The 26,774-nt window shown below is 56.9% G+C and carries 21 protein-coding genes; 11 read left to right on the top strand and 10 right to left on the bottom strand.

Annotation, left to right across the window (positions count from 1 at the left end):
• The first annotated feature begins 118 nt into the window (after positions 1-118).
• From J7394_RS05220 to J7394_RS05210, 3 genes are all read left to right on the top strand, one after another.
• Positions 119-1,066, top strand: a complete 948-nt coding sequence (locus J7394_RS05220) for a DMT family transporter (protein ID WP_371811958.1) — start codon at positions 119-121, stop codon at positions 1,064-1,066.
• A gap of 424 nt (positions 1,067-1,490) precedes the next feature.
• A complete protein-coding gene (locus tag J7394_RS05215; RefSeq protein ID WP_371811949.1) occupies positions 1,491-2,363 on the top strand; it encodes an ABC transporter ATP-binding protein in 873 nt (290 codons plus the stop codon).
• 48 nt (positions 2,364-2,411) lie between these two features.
• Positions 2,412-4,229, top strand: a complete 1,818-nt coding sequence (locus tag J7394_RS05210) for an SLC13 family permease (protein ID WP_209251445.1) — start codon at positions 2,412-2,414, stop codon at positions 4,227-4,229.
• 5 nt (positions 4,230-4,234) lie between these two features.
• On the opposite strand, the gene J7394_RS05205 is transcribed toward J7394_RS05210, so the two are convergent.
• The 3 genes from J7394_RS05205 to J7394_RS05195 all read right to left on the bottom strand — a co-directional run bounded on the left by J7394_RS05205 (position 4,235) and on the right by J7394_RS05195 (position 7,616).
• A complete protein-coding gene (locus tag J7394_RS05205; protein WP_209251444.1) occupies positions 4,235-4,813 on the bottom strand; it encodes a DUF3611 family protein in 579 nt (192 codons plus the stop codon).
• A gap of 82 nt (positions 4,814-4,895) precedes the next feature.
• The gene (locus tag J7394_RS05200) at positions 4,896-5,414 is read right to left on the bottom strand and encodes a DUF1269 domain-containing protein (RefSeq protein WP_209251443.1); all 519 of its coding nucleotides are present in this window, start codon (positions 5,412-5,414) and stop codon (positions 4,896-4,898) included.
• Between the two features lie 93 nt (positions 5,415-5,507).
• The gene (locus tag J7394_RS05195) at positions 5,508-7,616 is read right to left on the bottom strand and encodes an alkyl/aryl-sulfatase (RefSeq protein ID WP_209251442.1); all 2,109 of its coding nucleotides are present in this window, start codon (positions 7,614-7,616) and stop codon (positions 5,508-5,510) included.
• A 217-nt stretch (positions 7,617-7,833) separates the two neighbouring features.
• On the opposite strand from J7394_RS05195, the gene J7394_RS05190 reads away from it, so the two are divergent.
• A complete protein-coding gene (locus tag J7394_RS05190; RefSeq protein ID WP_209251441.1) occupies positions 7,834-8,301 on the top strand; it encodes a hypothetical protein in 468 nt (155 codons plus the stop codon).
• 1 nt (position 8,302) lies between these two features.
• Positions 8,303-8,689 carry a hypothetical protein gene (locus J7394_RS05185; RefSeq protein ID WP_209251440.1) on the top strand — a complete coding sequence of 129 codons (387 nt, stop codon included), beginning with the start codon at positions 8,303-8,305 and terminating at the stop codon, positions 8,687-8,689.
• 458 nt (positions 8,690-9,147) lie between these two features.
• Here the strand turns inward: J7394_RS05185 and J7394_RS05180 are convergent, their stop codons facing one another.
• The 4 genes from J7394_RS05180 to J7394_RS05165 all read right to left on the bottom strand — a co-directional run bounded on the left by J7394_RS05180 (position 9,148) and on the right by J7394_RS05165 (position 14,896).
• Positions 9,148-10,593 (bottom strand): phospholipase D-like domain-containing protein, encoded by a 1,446-nt coding sequence (locus J7394_RS05180; protein WP_209251439.1) that lies wholly within the window; start codon positions 10,591-10,593, stop codon positions 9,148-9,150.
• 504 nt (positions 10,594-11,097) lie between these two features.
• A complete protein-coding gene (locus J7394_RS05175; protein WP_209251436.1) occupies positions 11,098-11,916 on the bottom strand; it encodes a hypothetical protein in 819 nt (272 codons plus the stop codon).
• Between the two features lie 68 nt (positions 11,917-11,984).
• Positions 11,985-13,649 carry a sulfatase-like hydrolase/transferase gene (locus tag J7394_RS05170; RefSeq protein ID WP_209251434.1) on the bottom strand — a complete coding sequence of 555 codons (1,665 nt, stop codon included), beginning with the start codon at positions 13,647-13,649 and terminating at the stop codon, positions 11,985-11,987.
• An 11-nt stretch (positions 13,650-13,660) separates the two neighbouring features.
• Positions 13,661-14,896, bottom strand: a complete 1,236-nt coding sequence (locus J7394_RS05165; protein ID WP_209251432.1) for a DUF3179 domain-containing (seleno)protein — start codon at positions 14,894-14,896, stop codon at positions 13,661-13,663.
• Between the two features lie 424 nt (positions 14,897-15,320).
• Here J7394_RS05165 and J7394_RS05160 point away from each other — a divergent pair, with 424 nt between their 5' ends.
• Positions 15,321-16,661 (top strand): tetratricopeptide repeat protein, encoded by a 1,341-nt coding sequence (locus tag J7394_RS05160; protein WP_209251430.1) that lies wholly within the window; start codon positions 15,321-15,323, stop codon positions 16,659-16,661.
• Positions 16,662-16,677: 16 nt separating this feature from the next.
• On the opposite strand, the gene J7394_RS05155 is transcribed toward J7394_RS05160, so the two are convergent.
• Positions 16,678-17,166, bottom strand: coding sequence for an SH3 domain-containing protein (locus J7394_RS05155; RefSeq protein ID WP_209251620.1), 489 nt, complete (start codon positions 17,164-17,166; stop codon positions 16,678-16,680).
• 171 nt (positions 17,167-17,337) lie between these two features.
• Between J7394_RS05155 and J7394_RS05150 the strand changes: the two genes are divergently transcribed.
• From J7394_RS05150 to J7394_RS05130, 5 genes are all read left to right on the top strand, one after another.
• A complete protein-coding gene (locus J7394_RS05150) occupies positions 17,338-18,324 on the top strand; it encodes a D-glycerate dehydrogenase (protein ID WP_170460359.1) in 987 nt (328 codons plus the stop codon).
• A gap of 19 nt (positions 18,325-18,343) precedes the next feature.
• Positions 18,344-20,137, top strand: coding sequence for a gamma-glutamyltransferase (gene ggt / locus J7394_RS05145; RefSeq protein ID WP_209251428.1), 1,794 nt, complete (start codon positions 18,344-18,346; stop codon positions 20,135-20,137).
• An 83-nt stretch (positions 20,138-20,220) separates the two neighbouring features.
• Positions 20,221-21,630: an FAD-binding oxidoreductase gene (locus J7394_RS05140; RefSeq protein ID WP_209251426.1), complete on the top strand. Its 1,410-nt coding sequence runs from the start codon at positions 20,221-20,223 to the stop codon at positions 21,628-21,630.
• An 86-nt stretch (positions 21,631-21,716) separates the two neighbouring features.
• Positions 21,717-21,977, top strand: a complete 261-nt coding sequence (locus tag J7394_RS05135; protein WP_209251424.1) for a hypothetical protein — start codon at positions 21,717-21,719, stop codon at positions 21,975-21,977.
• A 143-nt stretch (positions 21,978-22,120) separates the two neighbouring features.
• Positions 22,121-24,628, top strand: coding sequence for an FAD-dependent oxidoreductase (locus J7394_RS05130; protein WP_209251422.1), 2,508 nt, complete (start codon positions 22,121-22,123; stop codon positions 24,626-24,628).
• A gap of 283 nt (positions 24,629-24,911) precedes the next feature.
• Here the strand turns inward: J7394_RS05130 and J7394_RS05125 are convergent, their stop codons facing one another.
• A complete protein-coding gene (locus J7394_RS05125) occupies positions 24,912-25,565 on the bottom strand; it encodes a DUF938 domain-containing protein (RefSeq protein ID WP_209251420.1) in 654 nt (217 codons plus the stop codon).
• Positions 25,562-26,635, bottom strand: a complete 1,074-nt coding sequence (locus J7394_RS05120; protein ID WP_209251418.1) for an FAD-binding oxidoreductase — start codon at positions 26,633-26,635, stop codon at positions 25,562-25,564. The genes J7394_RS05125 and J7394_RS05120 overlap by 4 nt, the downstream gene beginning before the upstream one ends.
• Positions 26,636-26,774 lie beyond the last annotated feature (139 nt).

Below are 26,774 nucleotides of genomic sequence, written 5' to 3'. Positions count from 1 at the left end.
AGGAGACATCCGCCGCGAGCGCTATATCCAATTCAACTCGAACTCTTGGATTGCGGGACTTTTGCCTGTCGTCGTATTGAGAACAGACACGCATTTGGCGACATCTCTAAATGAAACGATGACCTCGGCTGAACCCATACCTCAATCTCCGGATCGCACCCTTGTCGGCGTTGCGCTGATGCTGGGATTTTGCCTAACCGCTCCTTTGCTGGATGTGTCTGCGAAACTCGCGTCGACCAGTGTGCCGGTTGGGCAGATTACGGCTGCGCGGTTTGTGGTGCAATGCGCTTTGATGGCGCCTTTCATCTGGATAATGGGGCTGTCGTTGCGCGTGGCGAAAGGTCAGTTGATGGTGCTGGTTTTTCGCTCATTGCTGTTGGTGTTCGCAACATTTTGCTTCATTGCCGCGATCCGGGTGATGCCCCTTGCCGATGCGCTGGCAATCGTGTTCGTTGCCCCGTTCATCGTCTTGTTGGTCGGCAAGTTCTATCTTGGTGAAGACGTCGGCCCGCGTCGCGTCAGCGCGGCGCTTGTGGGGTTTGTCGGGGTGTTGTTCGTCATTCAGCCCAGTTTCGCAGCTTTCGGCGCGGTTGCCATTATTCCGCTTGGCACGGCAGTTGCCTTCGCTTTCTACATTCTTTTGACCCGGGGGTTGTCGCGTCGGGTGCACCCTGTGACCCTGCAATTCCACACTGGCCTGATCGCCACCTTGTTTTGCATTCCAGCTCTAATTGTTGCGCAAGGTTCCGGCTCTGATTTGTTTGATCCCGTTTGGCCGACAGACATCGCGTTGTTGTGGCTTTTGGGCGCTGGCTTTTTCGCGACGGTGAGCCACATGATGATGACCTATGCGCTGTCTTTTGCGCCTTCCGCTACGCTGGCGCCGCTGCAGTATTTTGAGCTGCCGGTCGCAACCTTGTTCGGCTATCTTGTCTTCAACGACTTCCCGAACACGCTTAGCCTGCTTGGCATTGCCATCATCATCGGTGCGGGGCTGTATATGATACATCGCGAAAGGGTGGCAGCCAGACAGTCGGTCACCATACGTGCCGTACCTCCAATCTAAGGCTACACGCCCGGCCCAAAACGGACATACAAAGTGCAATCACATGCTGCGTTGCAGCTGATCAAGAGCCGACGTTCGAACTAATCTCAGATTTTGGTCAACCTGAAATTCGGCCAATCCTACAAATCGTGCTCGAGATCTCTCGACTATTTAATGCAGCTACGCTGCTCCAGGATTGGACTTCAGCGGCCACTCTCAATTCCCACTGTATGTGTTGCACTCATCTGTTTGCTCCTGAAGCCGAGCGTCACAAACGTAGTCGCTTACGCCGGAGAAAAGGTAGATTTATATTCAGATTGGATTGAGTGTTAGGGTGCAGTCACAACAATGCACCCGCACCTTCAAGCAAAGGTGCTCTTGGATTTTGGGGGATCGAGTGATCGAATTTTACAAATCTATCTTGAGAACTACGGGACATCGTCAGGTGGTCAACATCTTGCTGTCTCTGGCCATTGCCGCTCTGGCGGCGTTTCCACTGAACTACCAGAAGGAAATCGTGAACGGTCTGACCGAAAAGAACATAAGCCCCGGAGGCTTACTGTGGCTTGGTGCTGCTATGGGCGCGCTGATAACCCTGAGCCTCGCGCTGAAATGGGTGCTGGGGTATCTTTCGAGCGTCCTTGGCGAGGACATGATCCGCAAGCTGCGCAAGCGTATTTGCAATCTGTCTCGCGAAAACCCGGCGGGTTCCGAGAAAGTCGCCTACGGTGCCAAGGCAACAATGGTGTCGGCCGAAGCCGAACAAGTAGGAAAGTTCTCCGGTAGCGCCTTGTCTGAACCCATCGTACAGGCCGGAACCCTTGTTGTGATTGTCGGGTATATTGCGGCCAATCAACCCTCTCTGGGGTTGATTGCAATCGGTATGATTATCCCTCAGGTGTTTATCGTTCTTCTCGTCCAGACGCGTGTAAACTCCCTTGTGTCAGACAGAGTTCACACATTGCGCAAAGCCACAAACTGGCTTGTTGACCCTGATCGCTCGGCCGCAGAGATCACTCCTAAATTTGACGAGATCTACGACACCCGTTCCCGGATATTCGTCTGGAAGCTGTCTTCGAAATTTGTACTCAGCGCCATTAACGGAGCCGGGACGGTGGGTGTTCTTGTCGTGGGCGGTTGGCAGGTCCTGGAAGGCAATACGGATGTCGGCACAGTCGTCGCCGCCACCGTAGGTTTGACACGTCTTCAGGGCCCGACGCGGCAGCTAATTGCCTTTTATCGACAGGTCAGTGCAACAGCTGTGAAGTTTGAACTGCTGCGGGAAGCAGGCGTGGATATGGCTGACGCGACCACCTGAAATTTGCACGCATGGATGGACGCCCTATCGTTTGAAGGGGGTAATATAATGACGAATGAAGCCGGGTTTGTGTTCGCTCTGATTGCCGTTGCGGGTGTGCTGATGGCAAGCAACCGTGTTCGCTATGACTTCGTTGCCTTGATAGTTGTTCTTGCGCTTGCCCTCAGCGGCACGCTGACAATTGGGGAGAGCCTATCGGGCTTTGGGAACAGCGTTGTAATCCTTGTCGCCTGCCTTCTTGTGCTGGGCGAAATGTTGGATAGAACCGGCGTTGCTCGCGCAGTAGGGGACGCCATCATGCGGCACGGTGGTCGTGGTGAAACTGGATTGCTTGTGCTTATCATGATCAGCACGGCGCTTCTGGGGAGCGTTATGAGCTCGACAGCCGTCGTCGCAATTTTCATACCGGTCATTCTGCGAATTGCTCAAGAAACGGCAAATGACAAGGCTCGTTTCTTGATGCCAATGTCCTATGCCGCGTTGATAAGTGGCATGCTGACCCTGATCGCCACGCCTCCGAACCTTGTCGTAAGTGATGAGTTGGTGGCGCAGGGTTACCAACCTTTCGGTTTGTTTTCCTTTTTTCTGATCGGTGCGTCGGTTCTGGTTGTTGCAGTCCTGTTTGTCTTGTTTTGGGGCCGCTATCGGTTGAAAACCAAGTCGACCCCTGATGAGCAAGAGTTCGCAATTTCCGGAACGACGCTTGCTGGTATGTGGGAAACCTTTGGTTTGGATAGGCATTCCGCGACTTTGAAGGTCACTGGCAAAGTACTCTCAGAGGACGTTGAAAAGTTGACGGGAAGTGGCACAGCAATACTCGTTCGTCTGAGGCCTGGCGCCAAAGGAAAGTACCTCGCAGCCATGTTTCGTGAAGGTATGGAACTGCTACCGGGTGACATTGTTTTCATTCGAGGAGCCCAAGACGCACTGGCGGAGTTATCAACCAAAGCGTTGTTTGCCAAAACTTTGGGTTTTCAGAAATCAAGTGCCGTTTGGATCGATCAGTTGGGTCTTGCGGATGTATTGATCCACCCCGAGGCAAAAGTGATTGGTCGACAAATGCATGATGCACCCGGGTTCGAATCCAAGGGGATTGAGATTGTTGGCCTGGTGAGAAACAGCGAGCCCGTCGAACACCCCAACACTACAGTTTTGCAATCAGGCGATCGTCTTATGCTTGCCGGATCATGGGAAGACTTGGATCGTGCGGTTGAAAGGCATGATATGTTGGTGCTTCTGTCCTTCCCAAATGAGCGGACATCCATCCCACCGGCAGCTAAGGGTTTTTGGGCTGCGATTGCCATCATGGCCACGATGGTTGCCCTGACGGTTTCAGAACTCGTCTCAATAACTACTGCAGTACTGATGGCTGCGGTAGCGGCAGTCTTGCTTCGCACTCTGTCCGCCGAAGACGCTTATCGCGCCGTAAAGCTTCCAAGCCTCGTTCTTATCGCCGGGATGTTGCCACTTGCTGACGCGCTGCAGGCTACGGGCGGATCGGACATAATCGTTGACCAACTGCTTTACCTTGTCGGAGAAGCCAGTCCGCGCGCAGTCATGGCGGCGATCTTTGTTTTAACGGCCCTATTAGGCTTAGTCCTATCCAATACTGCCTCTGCGGTACTTGTTGCGCCGATTGCTATTTCAGCCGCCGAAGCGCTTGGGATTTCACCATACCCAGTTGCGCTGTGTGTTCTGATAGCTGCATCCGCATCATTTTCGACTCCGATCTCAACGCCTGTGGTCACATTGGTCGTTGCACCCGGGGGGTATAGTTTTGCTGACTTCCTAAAGCTCGGTGTGCCGCTCACAATACTGACCGGCTCTGTCGCGGTGATCGTCGCTCCAATGCTGTTCCCTTATTAAAGGTTTCAGGCATCCTCTCCTCCCAGAGAACGAGAGATCAGGAAAACGATACGCAAAGAAATCGCTACAACAAGCAACTCAGCGGTTAGCGTCAAAAGTAGGGTCATGATGCTGACTGCATCGACCGCCGAAATCGTGTAGGGGCTGGCACCGGTTTCAGCTGCGGATATCTGCAAGCCAACTTGAGGGTTGGCCAGCATTGTGACCAGAAGCGCAAAAGCTGCTCCAAACAATGAAACAATTGTCAGAACAGCGCCGATCGTTCCGACCCAAACGCCGATCCACACGCGACTTTGAAGCCGGGCGGCTGAGGGGTCATCTCCAGTCTCTTTCAGCTTTCGTCCCAAAGACAAATAATGCCAACACCAAAATGTGGTGAAAGCGGGCAGGATCAAACCCAAGAAGGACAACACGTTGCCCACGCCTGCGCCACCTCCGACAACGCCAAGGACAACGCCGCCCAGTACAACGACAATGATCAAAAAAACCAGCTGAACCCAGAAACCGATCTGGCCAAGCTTAACGAGCGCATCTGCGACGCGCCCGGTGTTTTCCCCATGCCAATTAGCGGATTCGCCTACCATATTGCAGTGCTCCCAACCTAAACCCTATGATTTGAAGAAGGTCGTCCACACTTTGGCTTGGCGACCGATCTCTATCAAAAAATCACTGGCTATGCGCAGCGGCGAGCGCTTCGCGGAGTTTGTCTTCTTGTTCCTGCGATAGGGACGTCTGAAGAATCCTCGGGTCGTATTGTTCGATCTCGGCGATCACTTTGTCCGGTGTGGCCTTGGCGACAAGCAGAAACAGAGCCGATGAATTTGGTTGGATGGTCTCGCCCAGTTCTTTGATGAAATCATCATTGATGCCGTAATCGGAAAGGGACCCTCCAAGCGCTCCCATTGCCGCCCCGGCCAAACCTCCCACTGCCATGCCGGCGAGTGGGTTGAGAACAAGAATACCGGCCAACATACCAACTATTGCACCGGTGCTCAGGCCCGTACTGGCGCCAATTCGGGTCATGTTCACTGACTGCTTAATGTGTATGTCTCCCTCTTCGGGTCGCACAACGACGCAGGCGTCCAGCAGGTCGATCAATTCCTGTTTTTTGAGCTGTCGTAGTTTTGTCAAAACAGCATCTGCACTGTCGACACCATCAAATGAAAGAACAACAAGATCAGCCATTGGAGTCTCCTCGGGTGATTTGGATTACATCGTCAAAATCGTATTGGAGTGTAAAAGTGGGTAACGCGGGTCCGAAGGGACCCGCGCAAAACATCATTCGATAACGACCTGACCAGTCACCGCCTGCAACGGCTCGGCCTCTGCTACCTCTGTTGGACCGGTACTTGTCCCAGGCAAAACTTCGAACAGAGGATCGAACTCAATCATGGCTCCAGCGAGTTTGATCAGAACGCTGACGTCACCATCAGCCGTTGCACGACCGTCGGCCAGCAAGTCCTCGAAATCAGCCTCTCCGGTCATCACAAGTTCCAAATCGGATCGGTTCAAGGTCAGAGTCAGATCTGGCTCATCGAAGGCGAAACCTTCGACATTTGTGAGTGTTGCCTTGGCCAGCTCGATCGCAAACATCTCACCATTGTCGGGTGTGCTTAGGTTCATCGTAAACTCGATGCCTTCGGCCTTGCGGCTGTCCATCTTGATCGCAAGGAAATCAAGGAACAGCTCAGTCGACATCGCGCGTATCACCTCTGGGCTGGACGTGTCGGCCGTTTCACCGGTAGGGATGCCAGAACGAAGTTCATAGGCACCGGACAGGAAGCTGTTCCGCAGGCCCGGGTTTTCTTGCTGGTAGCCAAGCTGTTCGTAAACGTCTGCTAACAAATCTTTTACTTCCTGATCTGATGGATCCGACAGGAACAGTTTGTTCAGAATCTCGGACGCTTCGAAATATTGCCCTGCATTGTGTAGTTCCAAACCCTTGGCCATAGTTGGATCTTTGCCGCCCATCATCTCGACGTAGAGCGGAGCTGAAGCTTCTGGTTCTAACGGTATCAGGGTCGCGGGATTGCAATCCCAGAATCCAAGGAACCGCTGAACAACACCGCGCGAATTGTGCTGAGGTGAGCCGTGATAGCCACGGGTATGCCATGTCTGCTGCAAACCCTGTGACGGCTCATAGTGGTGATGTATCTGGTTAATCGTCACGCCCTGATTGGCCAGATGCAGGGTCTGGTTATTCATATGGGCATAAAGATCGCGCTGATCTTTCAAAACCTGCTGCACGCGGTCATTGCCCCAGCGCGGCCAATGGTGCGAAGCGAACATGACCTCTGCCTCTTGCCCGAACAGGAACAGGGCGCGAGAGATATATTTTGACCACCGCAACGCATCGCGCACCGGCGCACCACGCAATGTGTAGATGTTGTGCAATGTGGCCGTCACGTTTTCCGCCATCCACAGGGCCTTCATGTCTGGGATGTAAGTATTCATCTCTGACGGCGCTTCAGTGTTAGGTGTGTTCTGGAAGATCATCCGCACGCCGTCGACCTCGAACTCTTCGATGTCATCCTCGACAATTCGGGTCGGCGCGATAAGGCCTACGGCACCGGCGGAAACACGTTTGCCGAGACCTTGGTTGACGAACCCATGCGGGGCCACGGGCAACAGCAAGCCATATTGATAAAACAGTCGGCGGTTCATAGCGTTGCCTGCAAACACGTTCTCGGAAATCGTGTGTTCCATGAAATCACGCGACGCAATGATCTCAACCTTACCAGAATCCACGTCTTCTTGAGAGACGATACCACGCACGCCGCCCCAGTGATCCCCGTGGGAATGTGAATAGATCACGGCCGTAATCGGCAACCCTTCACCTTTGTGTTCCGAGAACAAGTCCCACGCGGCTCGGGCCGTTTCGGCTGAAACCAACGGGTCAATGGCAATCCAACCGGTCTTTCCGCGCACGAATGAGATGTCGGACAAATCAAACCCACGTACCTGATAGATACCGGGTATCACCTCGTACAGACCATAGTTCTGATTCAGCTTGCTGATACGCATCAATGACGGGTGGATACTGTCGTACTCATCTTGCTCGTCGATGAAATCAAATGCGCCCCTGTCCCAGGCAACGTTCCCCGCATCCGCCATGATCTGAGGTTCCGGCATCTGGGCAATAAAACCCTTGGCAACTTCTTCAAAGTCCTGAGTGTCCGAGAAAGGCAGTGTTTCTTTCGCTTCGGCCAGGATTTTGAGGGTGTGCTCGGACGGTGCTTTGCCTTTAGGGTGAAAGTGGCCTTCTAATGGCGCGGCTGTCGATGTGGTTTGTGCTGCTGCTTCTTCCGACAAAAAAGTAGGACTTACCGCAAACGCGGCCCCAATTGCTGGAACAGTTTTCATGAAGTCGCGCCGATCAGGTGCCATCGTATTTCCCCCTATTGATAAAATTGTCTGATAAGCAGTGCCTCACATCCTAACATTTAAATGTCATTGTGGAACGATTAAGATTTAGGCAGTCTTGCACGGCTCGCGGATGTATTGAATACCTGAGTGATTTCTGAAGATTGGGCCGTCTTCAGTGAGCGCAGCAACAAAGGACGCGATCTAAAAATAGGTGGATCGCAGATCAGGGGGAAACGCGATGGCAGCTACCTGCAATGCCTCTCTGTCGAGGCGAGATTTTATCAACCTGGCCGCTGCTGCATGTCTTTGTTGCATCTCAAGTTGTGCCCCGTTCGACCGCAGTAGTTCGATCAGCGACATAAATTCTGAGCTCGCAGCAGCGTTGGAACGGATACCTTCTGATGATGGCTCAGATCTGGTTCAGATTGCCCGGGAGATTGAGGCGAATTCAACACAGATGATCCAGGCGCACGCGGCCTTTGTTGAAGAATTCAACCGGTTGTCCGCCAACCGCTCTGTAAAACGTTCCAAGTTGATAGCTGTTTCAGACAGATATGACACCGAGCGCCGTTCGCAACGCGATAACCTGCTGGTATTGCAGGGGCAATTGCAGGCAGCAGTCCCGGAAGACTACTGGCCGGAAGTTTCTGAAATTTTGTACGAAAAGGCAGACATAGTCGCTTTGGGAACCAGCTTGGAGTTATGATATGCCAGTAATTGCGACGATAACGGCGGTCACTTTCTTGTTGGACGGATCGTCTGATTTAGCACCATCATTTCTGGAGCCCAATACGCTGAGACCCGCCTTGGAAAAGGCTATGTCGCCCGCAGACAGCGATGTCCGGACCGCAGCCTTGAAAATTGTGAGCGACTTGGAAGTTGCCGTTGATCGGTTCCGTACCGCGGTCGAAGGTTCTGCGGACAATGCCATTCTCGGTTCCACGGACAAATCAGCATCGGCATCGTCCACAAGAGCCATTTTTAGTGAACTGGATCGGGAAAGAGATCGAGCGATAAGCGCGGTACTCGACTCGCGTGATCAACTCGTTTCGCTTTTGGATCAGGAGACCTGGTCGCGAGTATTCGATGGGTAATGTCTATTGAGAAAGGGGGAAATGTCCACCCTGTCGTCGCCGCAACGCTATCCATAAAGTCGGCGAATACGTTTGTTTGGTGAATTGGATGATGATGCATCCCATCAGGCGTGCTCAAAGTGATCGCAGACGATGCCGCTACTCTTTGTCTTTTCCCTTCTTTTGTTCCTTTGAGGGCGCTCGCCAAAATGAGGCCGCGCCCCAAATCACCAGAACAACCGTAACTATGCCGCCCACAATAAATTCCATATCAATATGATAGCCACACGAGCTTGTTGGCGCAACTTTTCAACACCGCGAATTAGACAGAGGGACGTTCAGCCTTCCCTTTCAATTTCGGACAAACCCTCTGCATTGTCCATTTTGGGTCAAGTTTTAAGGGCGTTGCGGATACCAAAAAAGAACTACCTCTCAGACCGCTCGCTTGAACGTTCGGGTGTAAGGCTAAGTTTGGCTGCCTACAGGTAAGGGGAAAGTAGCCGGGCGAAACCGTTGCGCAATTTGGCCAAAAGCGGGAGATCATTGATCTCTTCGAGGCTGATTTCTCGAGCGCCAAGTGCTTTTGAGTCAAGTATGGCATGGAGTTCTTCCGACAGCTCTCGATGATAGCATTCAACATTGAACTCAAAATTCAATCGCAGGCTTCTGGGATCCCAATTTGTGCTTCCAACAAGAGCCCAAACGTCGTCCACGAGCATGAGTTTCGTGTGATCGAACGGTGGCTTGGTGAAGAAAACCCGGCAACCATGTTCCAAAATTTGCCCGATCTGCCCCATAGCTGCCCACTCGACAACCTTAACGTTGTTGTTGGATGGCAGGTAGATTTCGACCTTGATGCCACGGAGCGCCGCCACTGAAAGCGCTTCTATCAGCCGAGAATCTGGCAGGAAATAAGGGCTGACAATACGCACCCGTTCCCGCGCGGCCGACAGCGCTGCGAAAATGAGTTTGCTGAGCGTCTCGAAATCCTCGTCTGGTCCGTGCGAAATCCCCCGCGACCAGACTGTGCCATGGCGGGTAAGCTCTGGAAACCATGCCGGGCCGCTCAACTGTTCACCTGTGGTGAAGGCCCAGTCCGTGACAAACACTTGTTTGAAGTGGCTTACAACCGGCCCCTCGAATTTGAAGTGCAGGCATTGTGTCGGCGCCTCGGGATCGAGGTTCAGGCAATGCGCTTCACGAATATTGGTGCCGCCTGTGAAGCCAATGCAGCCATCCACAACAAGGATTTTTCTGTGATTTCTGAGGTTTGAAAAGCGGCGTGAGGAGAACCCGCTTGTAGGAAGAAAACTCGCGGCTTCAATGCCCACCTCTTTCAAACGAGCAACCATGTTTTCCTTGCTGTAGCGCGCGCCAACGCAGTCGATAAGCACGCGCACTACCACGCCGCGATCCTTAGCGCGGACGAGCGCATTCAAGAACTCTTCTCCTGCTCGGTCGCTGTCAAAGATATAGCTCAACAATCCAACCGATAAATTGGCACTATCTATGGCCGCGATCATCTCCGGAAAGGCCTCATCACCATCTCGCAGGCAATCGACCGTGTTTCCCGGCAAGAGTGGCTTTGCGCTAAGAGCTTCCCCGGCACGGGCTAATCCGGCCAAGTGAGGTAGTTGGATATTAGCCTCTTCAAACAACACTCTCTCACTTTCCGAGAGAGAGAAACCTGGAATTCGGCGCATGGTGTCTGACAGGCCCATCCGTGTGCCAACCCGGTTGATCCGATTGACGCCCAGTATGATGTACGCCAACGAGCCAACAAACGGCGCAAGCCAAGCAAGAGCTGACCAGCCAATGACCGCGCGCGTATCGCGCTTTCTCAGAACGGCATGCACAGTGACTCCGAAGGCTAAAGACACCTGCGAAAGCGTGACGAGAAATGCCCACAGGTAGACGAGGCTCAAAATACGATCCCCCAAATGCAGTTACACCACTTGAAGCCTCACCCTATCTCTTTTGACCAACAAGGGTGCAGAAAGTTTGGTTTGGAAATGCTTGGATTTAGCCCTTCGACCACCGACATCACGCTTGACGCACCTCATACGCTGTCTCCGAGCCTAACCAACGCCTGCTTAGCTCCATTCTGCGGACCTCGATGAACAGTGCAGCGAACTTCCGCTTCCAGCCCGACCCCGCGCAAATCGTATGACCGGCAAACTCGCTAACGTCCAAAAAGTCAAAAGCAGAAAAGTGAGGCACAATATTGGACACAAACCAATTTCCGAACACTACCCATTGACCCCACTTCCTTTATTTTGTTAATTTTCAATATGTTGACAAAAAATCCTACCACCCCAGCCATTTTCCACATAAAAGCAGCTCTGACCAAGGACAAGAAATCCGACCCGCCATCCGATGTTGCGAATGGCGCGGCCAGATCTTTTGGATGTAGGGCAAGCCGGTCCAATCTAGTTGAAAAAGACCTTTAGCCCTACATAGGGCCCTTGCTGCGTGACGTCATAGGCGAAGGGGCCGGTTGACGTTGAATCACTGTAGTCGACGCTGAAATATCGGTAGCCAAAGGTGATCGCGGTTCGATCCCACGGCTGGTAGTCAAAGCCGATATTTGCGCCGACCTGCAGATCGTTGCCTCCGGCCCCGAATCCGCCAAGTTCCAGCGATGCGATGGTGGTCCACCGGTCGTTGAGACGCCACATGCCCCGGGCTCCCACAACGGGCTCAACCCAGCCTTCGTCACCGCCTTGGGTGGGCGGGTTCGTCGGCCCCGGAGTCGTGAACCTGATTTCCTGCCGGATCGAGTTGTAGCGAATGCCGCCTTGCAGATCGACGGTGTAGCGCTGGTTGTTGGCACCATAGGTCCCATCCGCGACGCGGTAAGCGCCCATGAGTGCGAACCATTTCTGCCGCACATCCACATCCACTGCAGTTGCGGCCGGGCCGGGGAGGGTGGTGTCCTCTCCGATGCCGACGTAATTGGCATCAACGATGATCCCAAAGTCGCCGTTCCAGGCTTCATACCGCCCGGCTGCTGCGAAATCGAGAACATCCAGCACGTCGCCAAGATCGAGGTCGATTTCAGCTGAAACCCCCGAGACTGTCGAGGTTCCATGCGTGCGCAGCGGGGTGAACAGGTAAAAGCCAAGAGTGTGCCGCCAGCCTTCTTCAGTCTGACCCGGCGCAGGCAGGGATTGAGCGTATGCTGCGCTCGACAGTAAACAGGACAGGGCCGTGACGCCTGCCATCGCGGCAGCGGATCTGATAGCCATTGGTGAATCTCCTTACTTTCAAATTGCGCGACGACCTTGTTGCAAGGCGTCAGTGTCCGGATACACGGTCATCTACCAACCGATGACTGTTTGAGCAGAAAGGCCTCGACAGCGGCTTGGGTTTCTGGGCGCAGGTTTTCGATGCCTTCATAAGGCACGCCACGGGCAGGTTCGATGTCTGGGTATTTTTCCTTGCGTTTCAGATGGCGCCCCAGAATACGAACAAACTCTTGCCCGCCCCAAGCCCCAACCTCGGTTGAGACTGGGTATTTCTCATGCGTATCGCGGTAGACATCGAAGAAATCAGCCAAAATCGCGCTTTCCCCGGCTCCGGGGATGCGCAGTTTTAGTTGATCCTTGATGATCGCGCGGGGGGTGTGTACGGAGTAGACGATCAGGTGATCGCGCCGTCCTTTTGTCTCACCCAAGAGCAGCAGCGAGGACTGGTCGACACCATCCACCAGCCGGTCCCGAGGAATGCCATCCTCGGCCCCGGCGAACCGGGCGAGCGTGGTATAGAGATCCGAGACGTGGACGATATCTCCGACGATGCCGTCCGCCTCGATCATGCCGGGCCAGCGAATGAAGCTGTCGACCCGAATTCCGCCCTCGGACACATCACCTTTGCCACCGGCGAAAACCATCGGGGTGAACCCTGATTGCGGCGAATACTTGGTGAAATGGCCGTTGTCGCCCATCACGATGACAATGGTGTTGTCGGCTAGGCCAAGCGCCTCCATCTCGTTGAAGATATCGCCCAGCCAGCTGTCGAGCTGCTGCATCTTGTCGACATAGAGCCCTCCGTTCGGCGATTGCGGCCCCGAACGACCAGCGCGCGTGTTATCCAGCGGAATGAGTGGCCAGTATTGCAGGAAGAAAGGCGCGTCCCCGCCAGCCAGCTCGCGCATTTTTTCAAGCGTCTGGTTCTGATAGCGCTGGTTCATTTCGTCATATTTTTCGGCGGTCCAGCGCTCGCCTGCGGTCATGTCGACTTCGCGTGCAAGACCACCACGTTCAGCTTCAAGACCGGTGACCATCGCGGCGGGATCGGGGCGAAAGAAGTCGTCGAGTACGAAACGGTCATCGAAATCCGCGATCCCGACCGAGACCTGTTCCTTGACTGCGTCGTCGTTGTAGATGGTCAGCTGACCCTGCTGGTGAACCGGGAACCCCGCCCAATCGAAGCCTTGGTTATGGGGCCAGGCCTCGGGGATATCGCCCATGTGCCACTTGCCCACATGCACCGTCGCATAGCCCGCATCTGACAGGATCTCGGCCAGCGTGACTTCGTCGGCGGGCAGTCCGAACCCGGCGATATCCACGGTGGTGTCGCCCATGCCCATCCGAACCGGAAGCCGTCCGGTCATCATCGCAACCCGCGTGGGCGTGCAGGAGGGTTCGGTATACATGCGCACCATGCGCATCGCCTCATCCGAGAAGGCGTTGATATGAGGCGTGGAATACCCGCGCACCGCGTTGAGTTCAGGGATACCAAGATCGCCAAAGCCGATATCGTCAATCAGGATATTGATGATGTTGGGCGGTTTGCCGTCGTTCGAGCTTCGGAAGTCTTCGAGCAACTGGTCGACCTCGGCATTGTCCGCAGCCCATTGTTCGGCATTCTGCGCTTCGAGGATGTAATACTCGGCATCATGGATGATCGGCGCATCCTGAGCGGTTGAGATCGTGGCTGATAGACAGAACAGCACCGACAGGCTGGATAGGGTTTTCATTTCAACAATCCTCATTCGCTTTGGGCGGGGGTCTGGCGGGGGTCAGGTGTGGTGTGGAGCGGGCCGGAGCGGTTGATATCCGTGCCGGGGAAGAACTCGACCCAGACATGCCAGAACATGCCCGATCGAAGGGTCTCAACGCGGGTCAGCTGGCCGCAATCCGCGTGTCCGAAGAAATCGACATGGGTGATGGGTGCGCCGCTGTCATTGTACCAGACGCCAACGCTTTCATAGATTGGGTCGTAGGACACTACGACGTCACGCCCGCCGACAGTGGTGTTGATCAGTCCCTTATTTTCGGCCAGGAAATCATCGGTCCAGCAAACTGCATCGTCACCGATCGTGATGCCCCAGACATAGGTTTTGTTGGGCAGGCGGTTGTCGCTGTGGCTCATGTTATCCATGACCGGCGCTTCTTCTTGGTGCTGCTTGGCGATGCCCGAGGAGAAAACCGTTTCAGTAAAGGTGTCGAACAACCTGAGAAGCGGGTTCGAGGAGGGCTTGTTCAGAAAGACCTCACCATCTGGATAGGCCTTTTGAAATCCCCGAAAACTCATCCGAAAGGTGGGCCACGGCTGCATCACCGCTGTCTTCGAGGCATCGCTGTCGAAGCGACCATAGATCTGCTGGATTGGCTCTCCGGTGGTGTTGTCGCGCAGGATCAGGTTGTTGCCGTGCTGGGCCATCACCTCAAGATCCAGACGTTTGCCGTGGATCTCGGGTTTGTAGGCCTGCCCCAGATTGGCCATGGCACAATAGGTCATAACGATGTCATCGCCGCCCAACCCCTTATCGTTGCCGGCCAGATGAGGGCGCATCAGCTGGGCGTCGGAGTGCGCCCGCGCGTGACCGTTGTTTTCAATCACCAGAACACTGGCGGATGGGTTGATGTATCGCTGCGCCTCAGAAATTGGGTAGTAGCGGGCGGTGTTTTGCTGGTTGCGCAGACCGATATGGACCCAAACCCATGGAAACACGAATAGGAACACGATCACCAGTGTCACTGCAGGCACGCCGAGGAAAAACAGCCAGCCCGGACCGCCGCCAAGGAAATGCCCGACAAGCATCAGCGCAAGCCCGGCGAATCCGGCTGCAAGATAGGTGTTCTCATTCCGGATAAAGCGGATCATGTTATTGCGCTTGACCTTCAGCACCATCTGGCTGACGTCACCGAGATCGCGGAAATACATGAACCCGATGCTCAACGACACGATGAGCCCGACGTAGAAGAGAAGATTGGCAAACATTTGAATCGCCTTTTTGCGTCTTGATTAGCCCTCGGGCGGGGCCGAATGGGACGAAAGGTAAGTTTTGATTTCGTCCTCAAGCCCTCGGAGGCTGTCGATGAGATCAGAATTTCTTGGGTCGCTTGCATCGCAGGGTAGTAGAGCGGCCAGGCTTTCAAAGTCAGCGCAGATTTGCGCAAAGACTGTGTCTGAGCTGCGCAGGCGCCGGATGTCATTCGCCTGATCAGGAAAGTGTATCGACAAGCAAGCCATCATAAGCCTCACGGTGTCTGAACCTAGTTGTGCCCCGCGATGAGGTCCGTTCCCCTCCTTTGCAAATCATTCTGTCTGAAATTCATTTACACATTCAGGTATCTTAACGTATGTTACGGGGTAACATGTTATTTTTCAGATGCTTGCAAGCAGCCAGCGGTTAACAAAAGCGATGTCAGACGCCAGCGTAAAGTCAGATCTGGATCAAAGAACGCTCTCGGATGAAGACATTCAGCGGGCGCTGAAGGCGGTCCTGGACAGCCCGGAATTCGATGGGGCCGAGCGGCTGCAGTCTTTCCTCCGTTACGTTGTTGATAAGCTGCTGACGGGCCAGTCCGAGGATATCCGCGCCAAGTCGATTGCCGAGGATGTCTACGGAAGGGCGTTGGATTCCGGGGGCGACCCCATGGCCGTCGTGCGGGTCGATGCGGGGCGCATGCGTCGGCGGTTGGCCAACTTCTACTCGCACTCAGGTAAAGATCAGAGGCTGCGCATTCATATGGATCCGGGCGGCTACGTCCCCCGGTTTGAGGTTTTGGACCCCGACATACCGTCAGACCGAGCGCGTCCCTCAAAGAGGATCTGGGTCTCAGCAGCGGCTTTGACCGCGTTGGCTATCGCGGGCGGCGCGGTTTTCTTTTCCCGCACGCCCCAATCACCGCTCAGCCCGGTTGCAGTCTCTGCAAATGCCAATCAGGAACAAGCTGTCAGAGAGGCGCTTTTCTCGACAAACCCGAGCAAGCTGCAGGCCGTTAATCTGGCGAGTGAGGCGCGCCTGCTGATGTTCCCGGTTCTGGACCGCGACAGGGTTCAAGCCGTGCGCGGTATGTTCGAACGCGCCATGGCCTTGGATGAGACGTATTTCGGCGGCTATGCCGGTTCGGCACAGGCGATCAGCATCCTTGCCTTAACAACCCCGCCCGGAGCTGAAAAACAGGCGCTTCTGACCCTCGCCAAAAACCGCGCGCAGCGAGCGTTGGAGCTGGCGCCAGACAAAGGTTGGAGCCATTCCGCCCTTGCCCTGGCTTCATTTTGCTCGCGCGAGCATGAGGCCGCGCTCGCACAATCCGCACGCGCAACGCGGCTTGCCCCTGATGATATCCACGTCACGAATTTTGATGCCCTGTTCGCTTTGTTTGGCGGGGATTTTCAGCGTGCTATAGCGTCCGCCAATCGGGCGCAGGGTGTTAATACGACCAACGGAAGATTTCCCTATCGCAGCGTGTTGGCTTCATCCAGCTATCACTTGGGCGAGTATCAGGCGTCTGTAGACCAGTTCAACGAGGCGGTCAGGCTGGGTGATCCGGTCAGCGCGATCTCGATCGGTTATCTGGCGGCAAGCTATCAACGGCTCGGAGACGATGAGCGCGCTCGGGCCACAATCTTGTTATTGGACGAAGCCTGGCCCGGCTACCCTCTGGCGGCGCTGTTTCGGACTTTGTTTGCCGATCCGGATCACGCAGAAGACATCATAAGCGCGCTTGACGAAATATCGGCTTTACCAACTGACTAGGGGCTTGAAAAAAGGGCTACTCTCGGATTTCCGACGGATCGACGCCCCAGAGGTTGGCTTTCAGCGTCCACCCCTTGTAGCCCCCCGCAGAAATGCGACACCAGTCCAGAGAACACGCGCCAAGACGGGCGACCACTCCGGTTTCGAAATGCGCGTTGACGGTCGAGTTCGGATCGGGTCGGGCATAAACTGGCAGCATCTCGGATTCGATCAGCACAGTGCGCACGCCGGACAGCAGGGCGTAGTGAACCCAGCCTCCGGCCCCGTCGCGATCCTGTACCTTGCGCCAGTTGCCGTATTCCGCTGTGATCTGCAGCGGCATACCGCGCCGCTTGAAGACCCAATCGATTCGGTGGGTCAGAGACGGACCGCGGCGCACGTTGCCTTCGGCAGCCTTCATCGAAACATAGCGCGGAAGGGGCAGGTTGGTGACCGGGCCGCGCACGTCTTGGGCTGCGACCGGCGCGTAGCCGAACGCAAAGAGATACGCGGATAGGATCGCCAAACAAAGGCGTTTCACCGGTAGAAGACCACTCACTGACTGCCTGCTCTTGTGCCTGTTGATCTGCTTTCGAAAAAAGGTCGACTCAATGCCTTTGGGGTTCTTGTGCCCCGCCTTATCCTGCGCCACGATGCCATGACGCAAGCGCGTTTGCAAAGCAGTGGGAGGGCGGAAGTGCCAAGAGAACGTCTGAGTGTTGTTGTTACGCGACGGTTGCCGGAAGCAGTGGAAACGCGACTTAGTGAGCTGTTTGATGTTCGTCTTCGCGACGATGACACCCCCATGACCCGTGAGGAACTGGTCGCCGCGGTGCAAGAGGCCGACGTGCTGGTGCCGACGGTGACCGACACAATCGACGGTGGTTTGCTGGGGCAGGCTGGTGAAAAGCTGCGCTTGATTGCCAATTACGGGGCGGGGGTTGACAATATCGACGTCTCAACCGCGCGTCAGCGTGGCATTCTGGTCTCGAACACTCCGGGTGTTTTGACCGATGATACGGCCGACATGACTATGGCGCTGATCCTGGCAGTGACGCGTCGTTTCCCCGAAGGCGTCGCGCTGATGCAGCAGGGCGATTGGTCCGGCTGGGCTCCGACCGCTTTGCTTGGTGGCCGGATCGGAGGGCGCCGTTTGGGTATTCTGGGCATGGGCCGGATCGGTCAGGCTGTCGCGCGCCGTGCCAGTGCTTTCGGGATGCAGGTTCACTACAACAACCGCCGCCGGTTGCGCCCCGAGATTGAACAGGATCTGGAGGCCACCTATTGGGAAAGCCTTGATCAGATGGTGGCACGGATGGATGTGATCTCGGTCCACTGCCCCTCGACCCCTTCAACGTTCCACCTGCTGAACGCGCGTCGGTTGAAGCTGCTGAAGCCCTCGGCTGTGGTCGTCAACACTTCGCGTGGTGAGGTGATCGACGAAAATGCGCTGACGCGGCTGATCCGGTCCGGCGATATCGCGGGCGCCGGGTTGGATGTGTATGAACACGGCACGCAGGTGAACCCACGCCTTCGTAAGCTGCCCAACGTGGTGCTGCTGCCCCATATGGGATCGGCCACGCTGGAGGGGCGGATCGAGATGGGTGAGAAAGTTATTATCAATATCAAGACCTTCGAGGATGGGCACAGACCACCGGATCAGGTGGTCCCATCCATGCTGTAACCTTTTCCAGGAGCACACTATGCGTATCAATCGGATTTCAGGATTACTTCTGTCTGTCATAGCCTTTGCCGCTCCGGGCTTTGCCCAGGAAACAGCGGACTCCGTGGCCCCTGAAGGCGCGAGCGAAGGTCAGGTGCAGGCTCTGACCGACGAGTTGATCGCGGCGCTTGAGGCCAAAACAAATGGCGTGCCCGTACAGTCCGAGAATTGGATGGTCGCTGCGGCCAACCCTCTGGCGGTTGAGGCCGGGGCAAAAATCCTGCGCGCCGGTGGATCGGCAGCGGATGCCATGGTCGCGGTGCAGGTTGTTCTGGGCCTGGTCGAGCCGCAATCCTCGGGCCTTGGGGGTGGGGCGTTTCTGGTCTGGTACGATGCCGCCACTGGACAGCTCACAACTCTGGACGGGCGTGAGACGGCCCCTTTGGATGCAACGCCGACCCTGTTTCAGGATGAAAACGGCGAGCCCTTGCAGTTCTTTGATGCCGTCGTTGGAGGGTTGTCCGTTGGCACGCCCGGCACGCCTGCCTTGCTGGAAGAGGCGCACCGCCGTTGGGGCCGCTCACCTTGGCCCGGGCTGTTCACTGATGGTATCCGGCTGGCGGATGACGGGTTTCTGGTCTCGCCTCGTCTGGCCAGTTTGGTCGCCAACGACGCCGAGCGTCTGTCGCGCTTCCCTGCAACGGCTGAGTATTTCCTGCCCGAAGGCGAGCCACTGCAGCAAGGCCAACGCCTGATGAACCCGGCCTATGCGGATACACTGCGTGCTTTGGCCGAGGACGGTGCCGCCGGGTTCTACGGCGGGCAAATCGCGTCAGATATCGTTCGGACCGTCCGCTCCGCGCCCGGCAATCCCGGCGTATTATCTGGCACCGATCTGGCCCTGTATCAGGTCATTGAACGCGATCCGGTCTGTGCGGCTTACCGCACCTATGAGGTCTGCGGGATGGGGCCGCCGTCGTCCGGGGCGCTGACCGTTGGGCAGATTCTGGGTATGCTGAACAGCTATGATCTGGCCGCGATGGGACCTGAGAGCATGGAGACATGGCGCCTGATCGGCGAAGCCTCGCGCCTCGCCTTTGCGGATCGGGGGCGGTACATGGCGGACAGTGATTTTGTGCCGATGCCGACCGCCGGGCTGGTCGATCCGGACTATCTGGCGCAGCGCGCGGAGCTTTTGAATGCCGAGGGCGCGCTGACCGACGTCGCTCCGGGCAACCCTGAGTTTGATCATGCGATGAACTGGGCTGATGACGAGTCATTGGAGCTGCCTTCGACCTCGCATATCTCGATCGTGGACAGTTACGGCAACGTCTTGTCGATGACGACGACGATTGAAAACGGCTTTGGCTCCCGCCTGATGACCAACGGGTTTTTGCTGAACAACGAACTAACTGATTTTTCGTTCCGCACCCATCGCGACGGAGTTCCCATCGCCAACCGTCTGGAACCCGGCAAGCGCCCACGTTCGTCCATGAGCCCGACGATCGTCATGCAGGACGGCGCGCCGGTTCTGGCCATCGGGTCCCCCGGAGGCAGCCGTATCATCGGTTATGTTGCCAAGTCGATCATCGCCTGGGCGGATTGGGATATGGACGTTCAGCAGGCGATCTCGCTGCCGCATCTGGTCAACCGGTTCGGGACCTATGATGTCGAGGTGGACACTGCGGCCGAAGGTTACGCAGATGCGCTGATCGAGATCGGGTTCGAGGTGAACCCCCGCGACTTGACCTCGGGCCTGCATGCGATTGAGATCGGCGAAACTCTCAGCGGTGGGGCAGACCATAGGCGTGAAGGGATCGCGCTCGGCGAATAAGACCTGGGTCTTGCCCGGTTCGGGCGGGCCATTTCGACATATTGGGAAAGGCCCGTGCATCTGGCGGGCAGTAGAGGGTTGGCATGGTGCAAGCGACGGCTTTGCCGAGAAATGAGGCTGGGATTGGTACGGCGCTCGGCATCTTAAAGCAACAGTTTGGGGATCGGCTGCAAACCGGTGCGACCATCCGCGAACAGCATGGCCACACCACGACTTGGATCACCAATCAAAGCCCGGACGCGGTGGTGTTTCCCCACACCACTCAGGAGGTCGCAGAGATTGTCAAAACCTGCGCCGCGCATAAGGTGCCGGTGATTGCGTTTGGCACGGGCACGTCGCTTGAAGGGCATGTGAACGCGCCTGCCGGTGGGGTGTCGGTCGATCTGACCCAGATGAACAAGGTGCTGGCGGTGCATGCCGAGGATCTTGATTGCGTCGTGCAACCCGGTGTCACGCGTGAAGATCTGAACACCCATCTGCGCGATCAGGGCCTGTTCTTTCCGATTGATCCCGGTGCAAATGCCTCACTCGGCGGGATGGCTGCAACCCGTGCCTCCGGGACCAATGCGGTGCGTTATGGCACCATGCGGGACAACGTGCTGAGCCTTGAGGCGGTGATGCCGGATGGGCAGATCATCCGAACCGGCAATCGCGCTAAGAAATCCTCGGCGGGGTACGATTTGGCGCGGCTGTTGATCGGGGCCGAAGGCACGTTGGGCATCATCACCGAACTGACCCTGCGCCTGCATGGCATCCCCGAGGCGATCAGTTCGGCCCGCTGCTCTTTCCCTACCGTCGATGCCGCCTGCCGGGCGGTGATGATGACGATCCAATACGGCGTGCCCGTCGCGCGGATCGAATTGCTGGATGAACTCTCCGTCAAAGCCGCCAACGCCTATTCCGGCCTGACCCTGCCCGAAACGCCTCTGCTGCTGTTGGAGTTCCACGGCTCGGACGCCAGCGCCGCCGAACAGGCCGAGATTTTCGGCCAGATCGCGGAAGAGTTTGGCGGCACGGACTTCGCGGCAACCTCAACCACCGAAGAACGCAACAAGCTTTGGCAGGCGCGTCACGACATGTACTGGGCCAGCCTTCAGTTGCGACCGGGCGCCAAGGGGATCTCGACCGATGTCTGCGTACCAATATCCCGTCTGGCCGAGGCAGTAGGGGCCGCTCAGGACAAAGCGGCCGAGCTTGACCTACTTGCGCCTATCGTTGGGCATGTCGGCGATGGGAACTTTCACACGCTGCCCCTGATCGACATGGACGACGCCGAGGAAGTCCGCCGGGCCGATGAGTTCGTCGGTTGGCTCAACGATCTGGCCATCTCGATGGAGGGCACCTGCACGGGCGAGCACGGCATCGGGCAGGGCAAGCGCCCCTATCTTGAGAAAGAGCTGGGGCAGGCTACACACTACATGGCCGCGATCAAGGCGGCGCTGGACCCCGACAACATCATGAATCCGGGAAAGATACTGACCGATCACACCTAGCAGTTTCCGCGATCTTGTCCGCTTTGTGCCCACAAAACGTCTAGGTGATGTGGTGTCTTGCCGCGAAAGACGAACAGGTGATCGACATGAGTGCAAAATATCTGGTGGGCTTTATCGCGGTGGCGGGGCTGGCGGTCGCGGGGCTGGACTACTACCAGAAAGCGAAAGCCTCGGGTGACGGGCTAAGCGCAAGCGACTATATCGCAGCCTTCACTGGCGGGCCCGAGGATGAACCCGCAAGCGTTGACAGCACACCTGAAGCTCAGGAACCGCAAGCCGCCGAGCCGCCCGGCAAGCTGGTGTGCAAGACCGTCGGAAACACCAAACGGTGTCGTTCGGAAGGCTGATGGCTGGATCATAAGTCGCCATTTAACGACCTGCATCTCCCGTGCGGGTCGTTTTTCTTATATCACTGGTCGGATGGCTTCCGCGATTGATTTCGGAATCAAGCCATATGGTGGCAACAGATTCCAAGGGGAGACACCCGGTTATGAAAACCCAAGTCAAAGCACTGGTCGTTGGCGGCGGCGCCGTCGGAACATCGATTGCCTATCACCTGGCCAAAGCGGGCTGGGATGATGTGATGTTGATCGAGCGGGACGAGCTGACTTCAGGCTCGACCTGGCACGCGGCTGGCTTGCTGCCGCTGTTCAACATGTCCTACGCGACGACCCACATCCACAAATATTCGGTTGATTTCTACAAGCAGCTTGAAGAAGAGACCGGCCTGAACGCGGGTTTCGCCGTGGTCGGCAACCTGCGCATGGCGCAGACGCAAGAGCGTATGGACGAATACATGCTCTATGCGTCTACAGCTGAGACCTGTGACGTCGCTTACGAGTGGCTGACACCCGAGCAGATCAAGGAACGCTGGCCGCTGATCGAAACCGGCGACCTGAAAGGCGCGATCTATCACACCGAAGATGGCTATATTAACCCTGCTGACGTGACCCAAGCGATGGCCAAAGGTGCCCGTCAGCGCGGCGTCGACATCGTTCGCAAGATGCAGGCGGATGCCTTCTACTGGAACGGCACGCATTGGGAAGTGACCTGCACCAAGATGGTCGAAAAAGGCGGCAACCTTGTTCCCTCCGACGAGCAGGTGGTGATCACCGCCGAGCATGTCGTGACCGCATCGGGCAACCACGCACAGCGCACCGCTAAGATGCTGGGTATAAAGATGCCAGCGATCCCGGTCGAGCACACGTTTATTGTCATGGACAAAGACCCCGAGCTGGTCAAATGGCGTGAAGCGGGCAACCCCGAGCATCCTGTCGTGCGGGACGCCGACAACGAATCCTATGCCCGCGAAGAACGCGGCGGCTGGATTTTGGGTATCTACGAGCACGGCGCTCCCGCGCGGTTCGAACATGGCGTGCCGGACAGCTTCCGCGCCGACCTGTTCCCGCTGGATCTGGATCGGATTGCCGATCAGTACATGGCGATGGCCGAGCGCGTGCCCTCCTGCGCTGAATCCGGCCTGAAGGACGATTTCAACGGCCCGATCTGCTATACCCCAGACGGCAACCCACTGGTTGGTCCCGCTCCGGGCCTGCGCAACATGTGGCTGGCCGAGGGCTTCAGCTTCGGCATCACCGCTGCAGGCGGCACCGGCTATTATCTGGCGCAGATGATGGTCGATGGCGAAGCTGAGATCGACATGGCCTCGCTGGACCCCAAGCGGTACTCGTCCAACTGGATGACCACCGAGTTTGCGGCCCGCAAGAACGAAGAATGCTATGAGCACGTCTACATCCTGCACCACCCGGATGAAGAGCGTGAAGCCTGCCGCCCGCTGCGGACCGTTCCGGCATACGATCGCCAGAAAGCGCGCGGTGCTCAGTTCGGCTGGGTGAACGGTTGGGAACGTCCGAACTATTTTGGCCCTGTTGATGCGCCGGACAATTTCGACAAGGAAAGCCGTTCCTTCCGTCGTGGTGGCTGGTGGCAATATGCGGTCGAAGAAGCGAAAGCCGTTCGTGAAGGCGTTGGCCTGATCGACGCATCGGCCTTCACCAAACACGTCGTCAAGGGCCCCGGTGCGACCCAGTTTCTGGACTGGTTCACCTGCAACAAACTGCCCAAGGTCGGTCGTATCAACCTGACCTATGCGCTGACCGCGCATGGCACCACCCGCACCGAATACACCATCGTCCGCAATGGCGAGAACAACTACTACATCGTTTCTGCTGGCGCCTGGACCGAATATGACGCGGACTATCTGCGCAAAGCGGCCGAGGACAAGATGGAGGAGTTCGGCTATATTGAGATCCAGGACGTGACCACCCAGTGGGGCGTCTTTGCCATCGCCGGACCGAAATCGCGTGACGTTCTGAAAGAGGTCATCAAAGACGCTGATCCGGAAACCGCACTGTCCAATAAGCGCTTCCCGTGGCTGTCGGCTCGTCAGATCGAACTGGGCATGTGCCCGGTCAACGCGATCCGCGTGGCCTATACCGGTGAGCTGGGCTGGGAACTGCACCACCCGATTGAAATGCAGAACTACCTGTTCGACCTGCTGGAAAAGGCGGGTGAGAAGCACGGTATGAAGCTGGTCGGTGCGCGCGCCCAGAACTGGTTGCGTCAGGAGAAATCCTATCGCGCCTTCGGCACCGAATTGGGCCGCGACGCGACCCCGCTGGAAGCCGACCTACCGCGCTTTGTCGACCTGTCGAAAGACTTCTACGGTAAGGCCAAGCTGGAAGAGACCGGTGTGCGCTTCAAGTGCTGCACCCTGCTGATCGACGGACCGGAAGATGCCGACCCGTGGGGCCGCGAGGCGCTCTACACGCCGGAAGGCACACGCGTGGGTCGTCTGACCTCGGGCGGTTACTCGGTGGCGTTCGAGAAATCCATCGGCATGGGCTATGTGACGCCTGATCTCGCGGTTGAAGGTACAAAGCTGAAGGTCAAGATTCAGGACAAGCTGTGGGATGCGGTCGTCACCTGCGACAGCCCCTACGACCCGAAAAACGAAACCATCCGCAAGGACGGCTGATATCTTGGGAAACTGCGGCGGCGCGAGTGAATGCGCCGCCTGCGGCGACACATGCCTCCGGCGGAGGTATTTTCAAACAGAAGAAGCGGGGGCTGGTGCAAGATCCAGCCCCCCTGCTTTTGGCAAGGGGGGCCTTCTCCTGTTGCGGTCATCGGCGCCTCCGCCTGTACCGCAGATCCACAGTCTCAAATCAGAGTTAACCGTCCGTTACTTCTTCTGTTCAAAAATACCTCCGCCGGAGGCAAGCCTGCGCCAGCAGGCTTTGATCGACCCCAACCGAAGATCAGGTTTTCGGCCTTTGAGCAACAAACGCCAGATTGTTGGAGGGCATTTCGACCAAGTGAAGCAGTTGCAGACCGTAGTGCTGAAGGCAGGCTTTGATCTCTGTGTCGTTCTTGTACCCGATCTCTGGATCTTGTGAGACCAGGGCTTCGTGAAACTTCTCGTCGCCTGGGCTGGTCAAAGCGCCGTCTCGCATGAAGGGGCCGTAGATGATGAGGCGACCTGCCGGACTCAGAGCCTGTGAGGCCTCGCTGAGAAACGTGTCAGTTTCGGGCCATGAGATCAGGTGCAGCAGGTTGATCAGAACGATCAGGTCCTGCTCTTGGAATGCCTCATGCCAGCCTGCGGAGGTCGCATCCAGATCGGTGGCGGGACGGATATTGGAGACTTCCGTCGCATAGGCGTCGATGCTGGCGCGGCGTTCGGGGTCGATTTCTGTGGGGTGCCAGACCAAGTTGGGCAGTGTCTGCGCAAAGGCGGCAACATGCTGCCCAGTGCCACTAGCGATTTCCAGTGCGCGACCTGAGGCAGGCGCCATCTTGGCCAGCAAGGCGCATAGCGCGTCCGAGTTGCGGCTGGCGGCTGGGGCGATCATACGGGCCCCATCGCCTTGCGTCGCGACGCTGGCATTCGAAGGCAGAACGCGTTTAGTCATGAGCGCAACCTTTCCACATGCAACTGATTGACGATGTCCTGAGGCAGTTCAGACGGTGTGCCCGTCACAAGGCTGGCGAGATGGGAGGAGGCAGCCGGCGATGTCTGGAACCCGTATCCACCCTGACCCGCGCACCAAATGAACGAGCGGTCCTGTGGGTCCGGCCCTAGCACCAACGTGCCATCCGACACGAAACTACGCAGCCCGGCCCAGTTCGCCTCAAGCCTTGTGACAGGTGTTGTCACCACCGCCTCATACCGCGCCAGACCTTCTGCAAGAACCAGATCGTCGGCATAGGCGTCATGCGGCGTTGTCGGCTCGGCTTCGGAGGGTGAGACCAGATACTTCCCGGCATCAGGCTTGGCGTACCAGCCCTCGCCCGGTCCCATCAGCATGGGCCAGTTGGAAACATCGTGCCCTCCGGGTGCGGGAATCCGCGCCATGGAGCGGCGCTTCGGCACGATGCCAATAGGCGGCAAGCCAGCCATTGCGGCGACCTCATCCACCCAAGCGCCGGCTGCGTTGACCAAGTTTCTAGCCTCGAACACATCGCCTGCCTGTACCACCCAATGGCCGCTTTTGCAGATATCGGTGACGGCCTGGCGGGTAAGGACCGCGCCGCCATTGCCCCGGATCACGCGTGCGAAGTCCTGCATCAGGCGGTCGGTGTCAATGTCGAAGGCGTCCACGCTGACGGCGGCGTGGGCGAGAGCGTCCGGGTTCAGGATCGGGACTTTGTCGATGGCTTGCTGCGGCGAAATAGGGCGTACATTCAGCTCTTCGACGTCTTTGGCAAACAGGTCAGCCTGATCGTGGCCTGCAACCAGCATGAGGCCTCGGGGGGTCAGGTAGCCTCCGTTCGCGGATCGCAGGTAGTCGACCCCGGCCTGATTGAGCGCAACCACCGAGGGCGGGCCGTAGTTTTCCTCGAACATCGCGGCCGAGCGGCCAGATGAGTGATAGCCCAAAGCGTCCTCGGCCTCGAGAACAGTGACTGAGCCATGAGCAGACAAACGCGCACCCGCGCTGAGGCCCGCGATGCCGCCGCCGATGATTAGAAAGTCGATCATCGCAGGGGGACCGGGACGGATTGTGATGAAACAGATGTCATAAGGCTCTTGGTGCTTGCGATAAGAATATGCTTGGATTTCGGGAAACTATAAGCAGGCTTGAATTTGGCGATCAACCCGGCCAAAGACGCGTCATAGA

Source organism: Ruegeria sp. R13_0 (genome assembly GCF_017743995.1).
Classification (GTDB): domain Bacteria; phylum Pseudomonadota; class Alphaproteobacteria; order Rhodobacterales; family Rhodobacteraceae; genus Ruegeria.
Note: the sequence above shows the minus strand (reverse complement) of the source record. Positions and strands in the feature narration are given on the sequence as shown.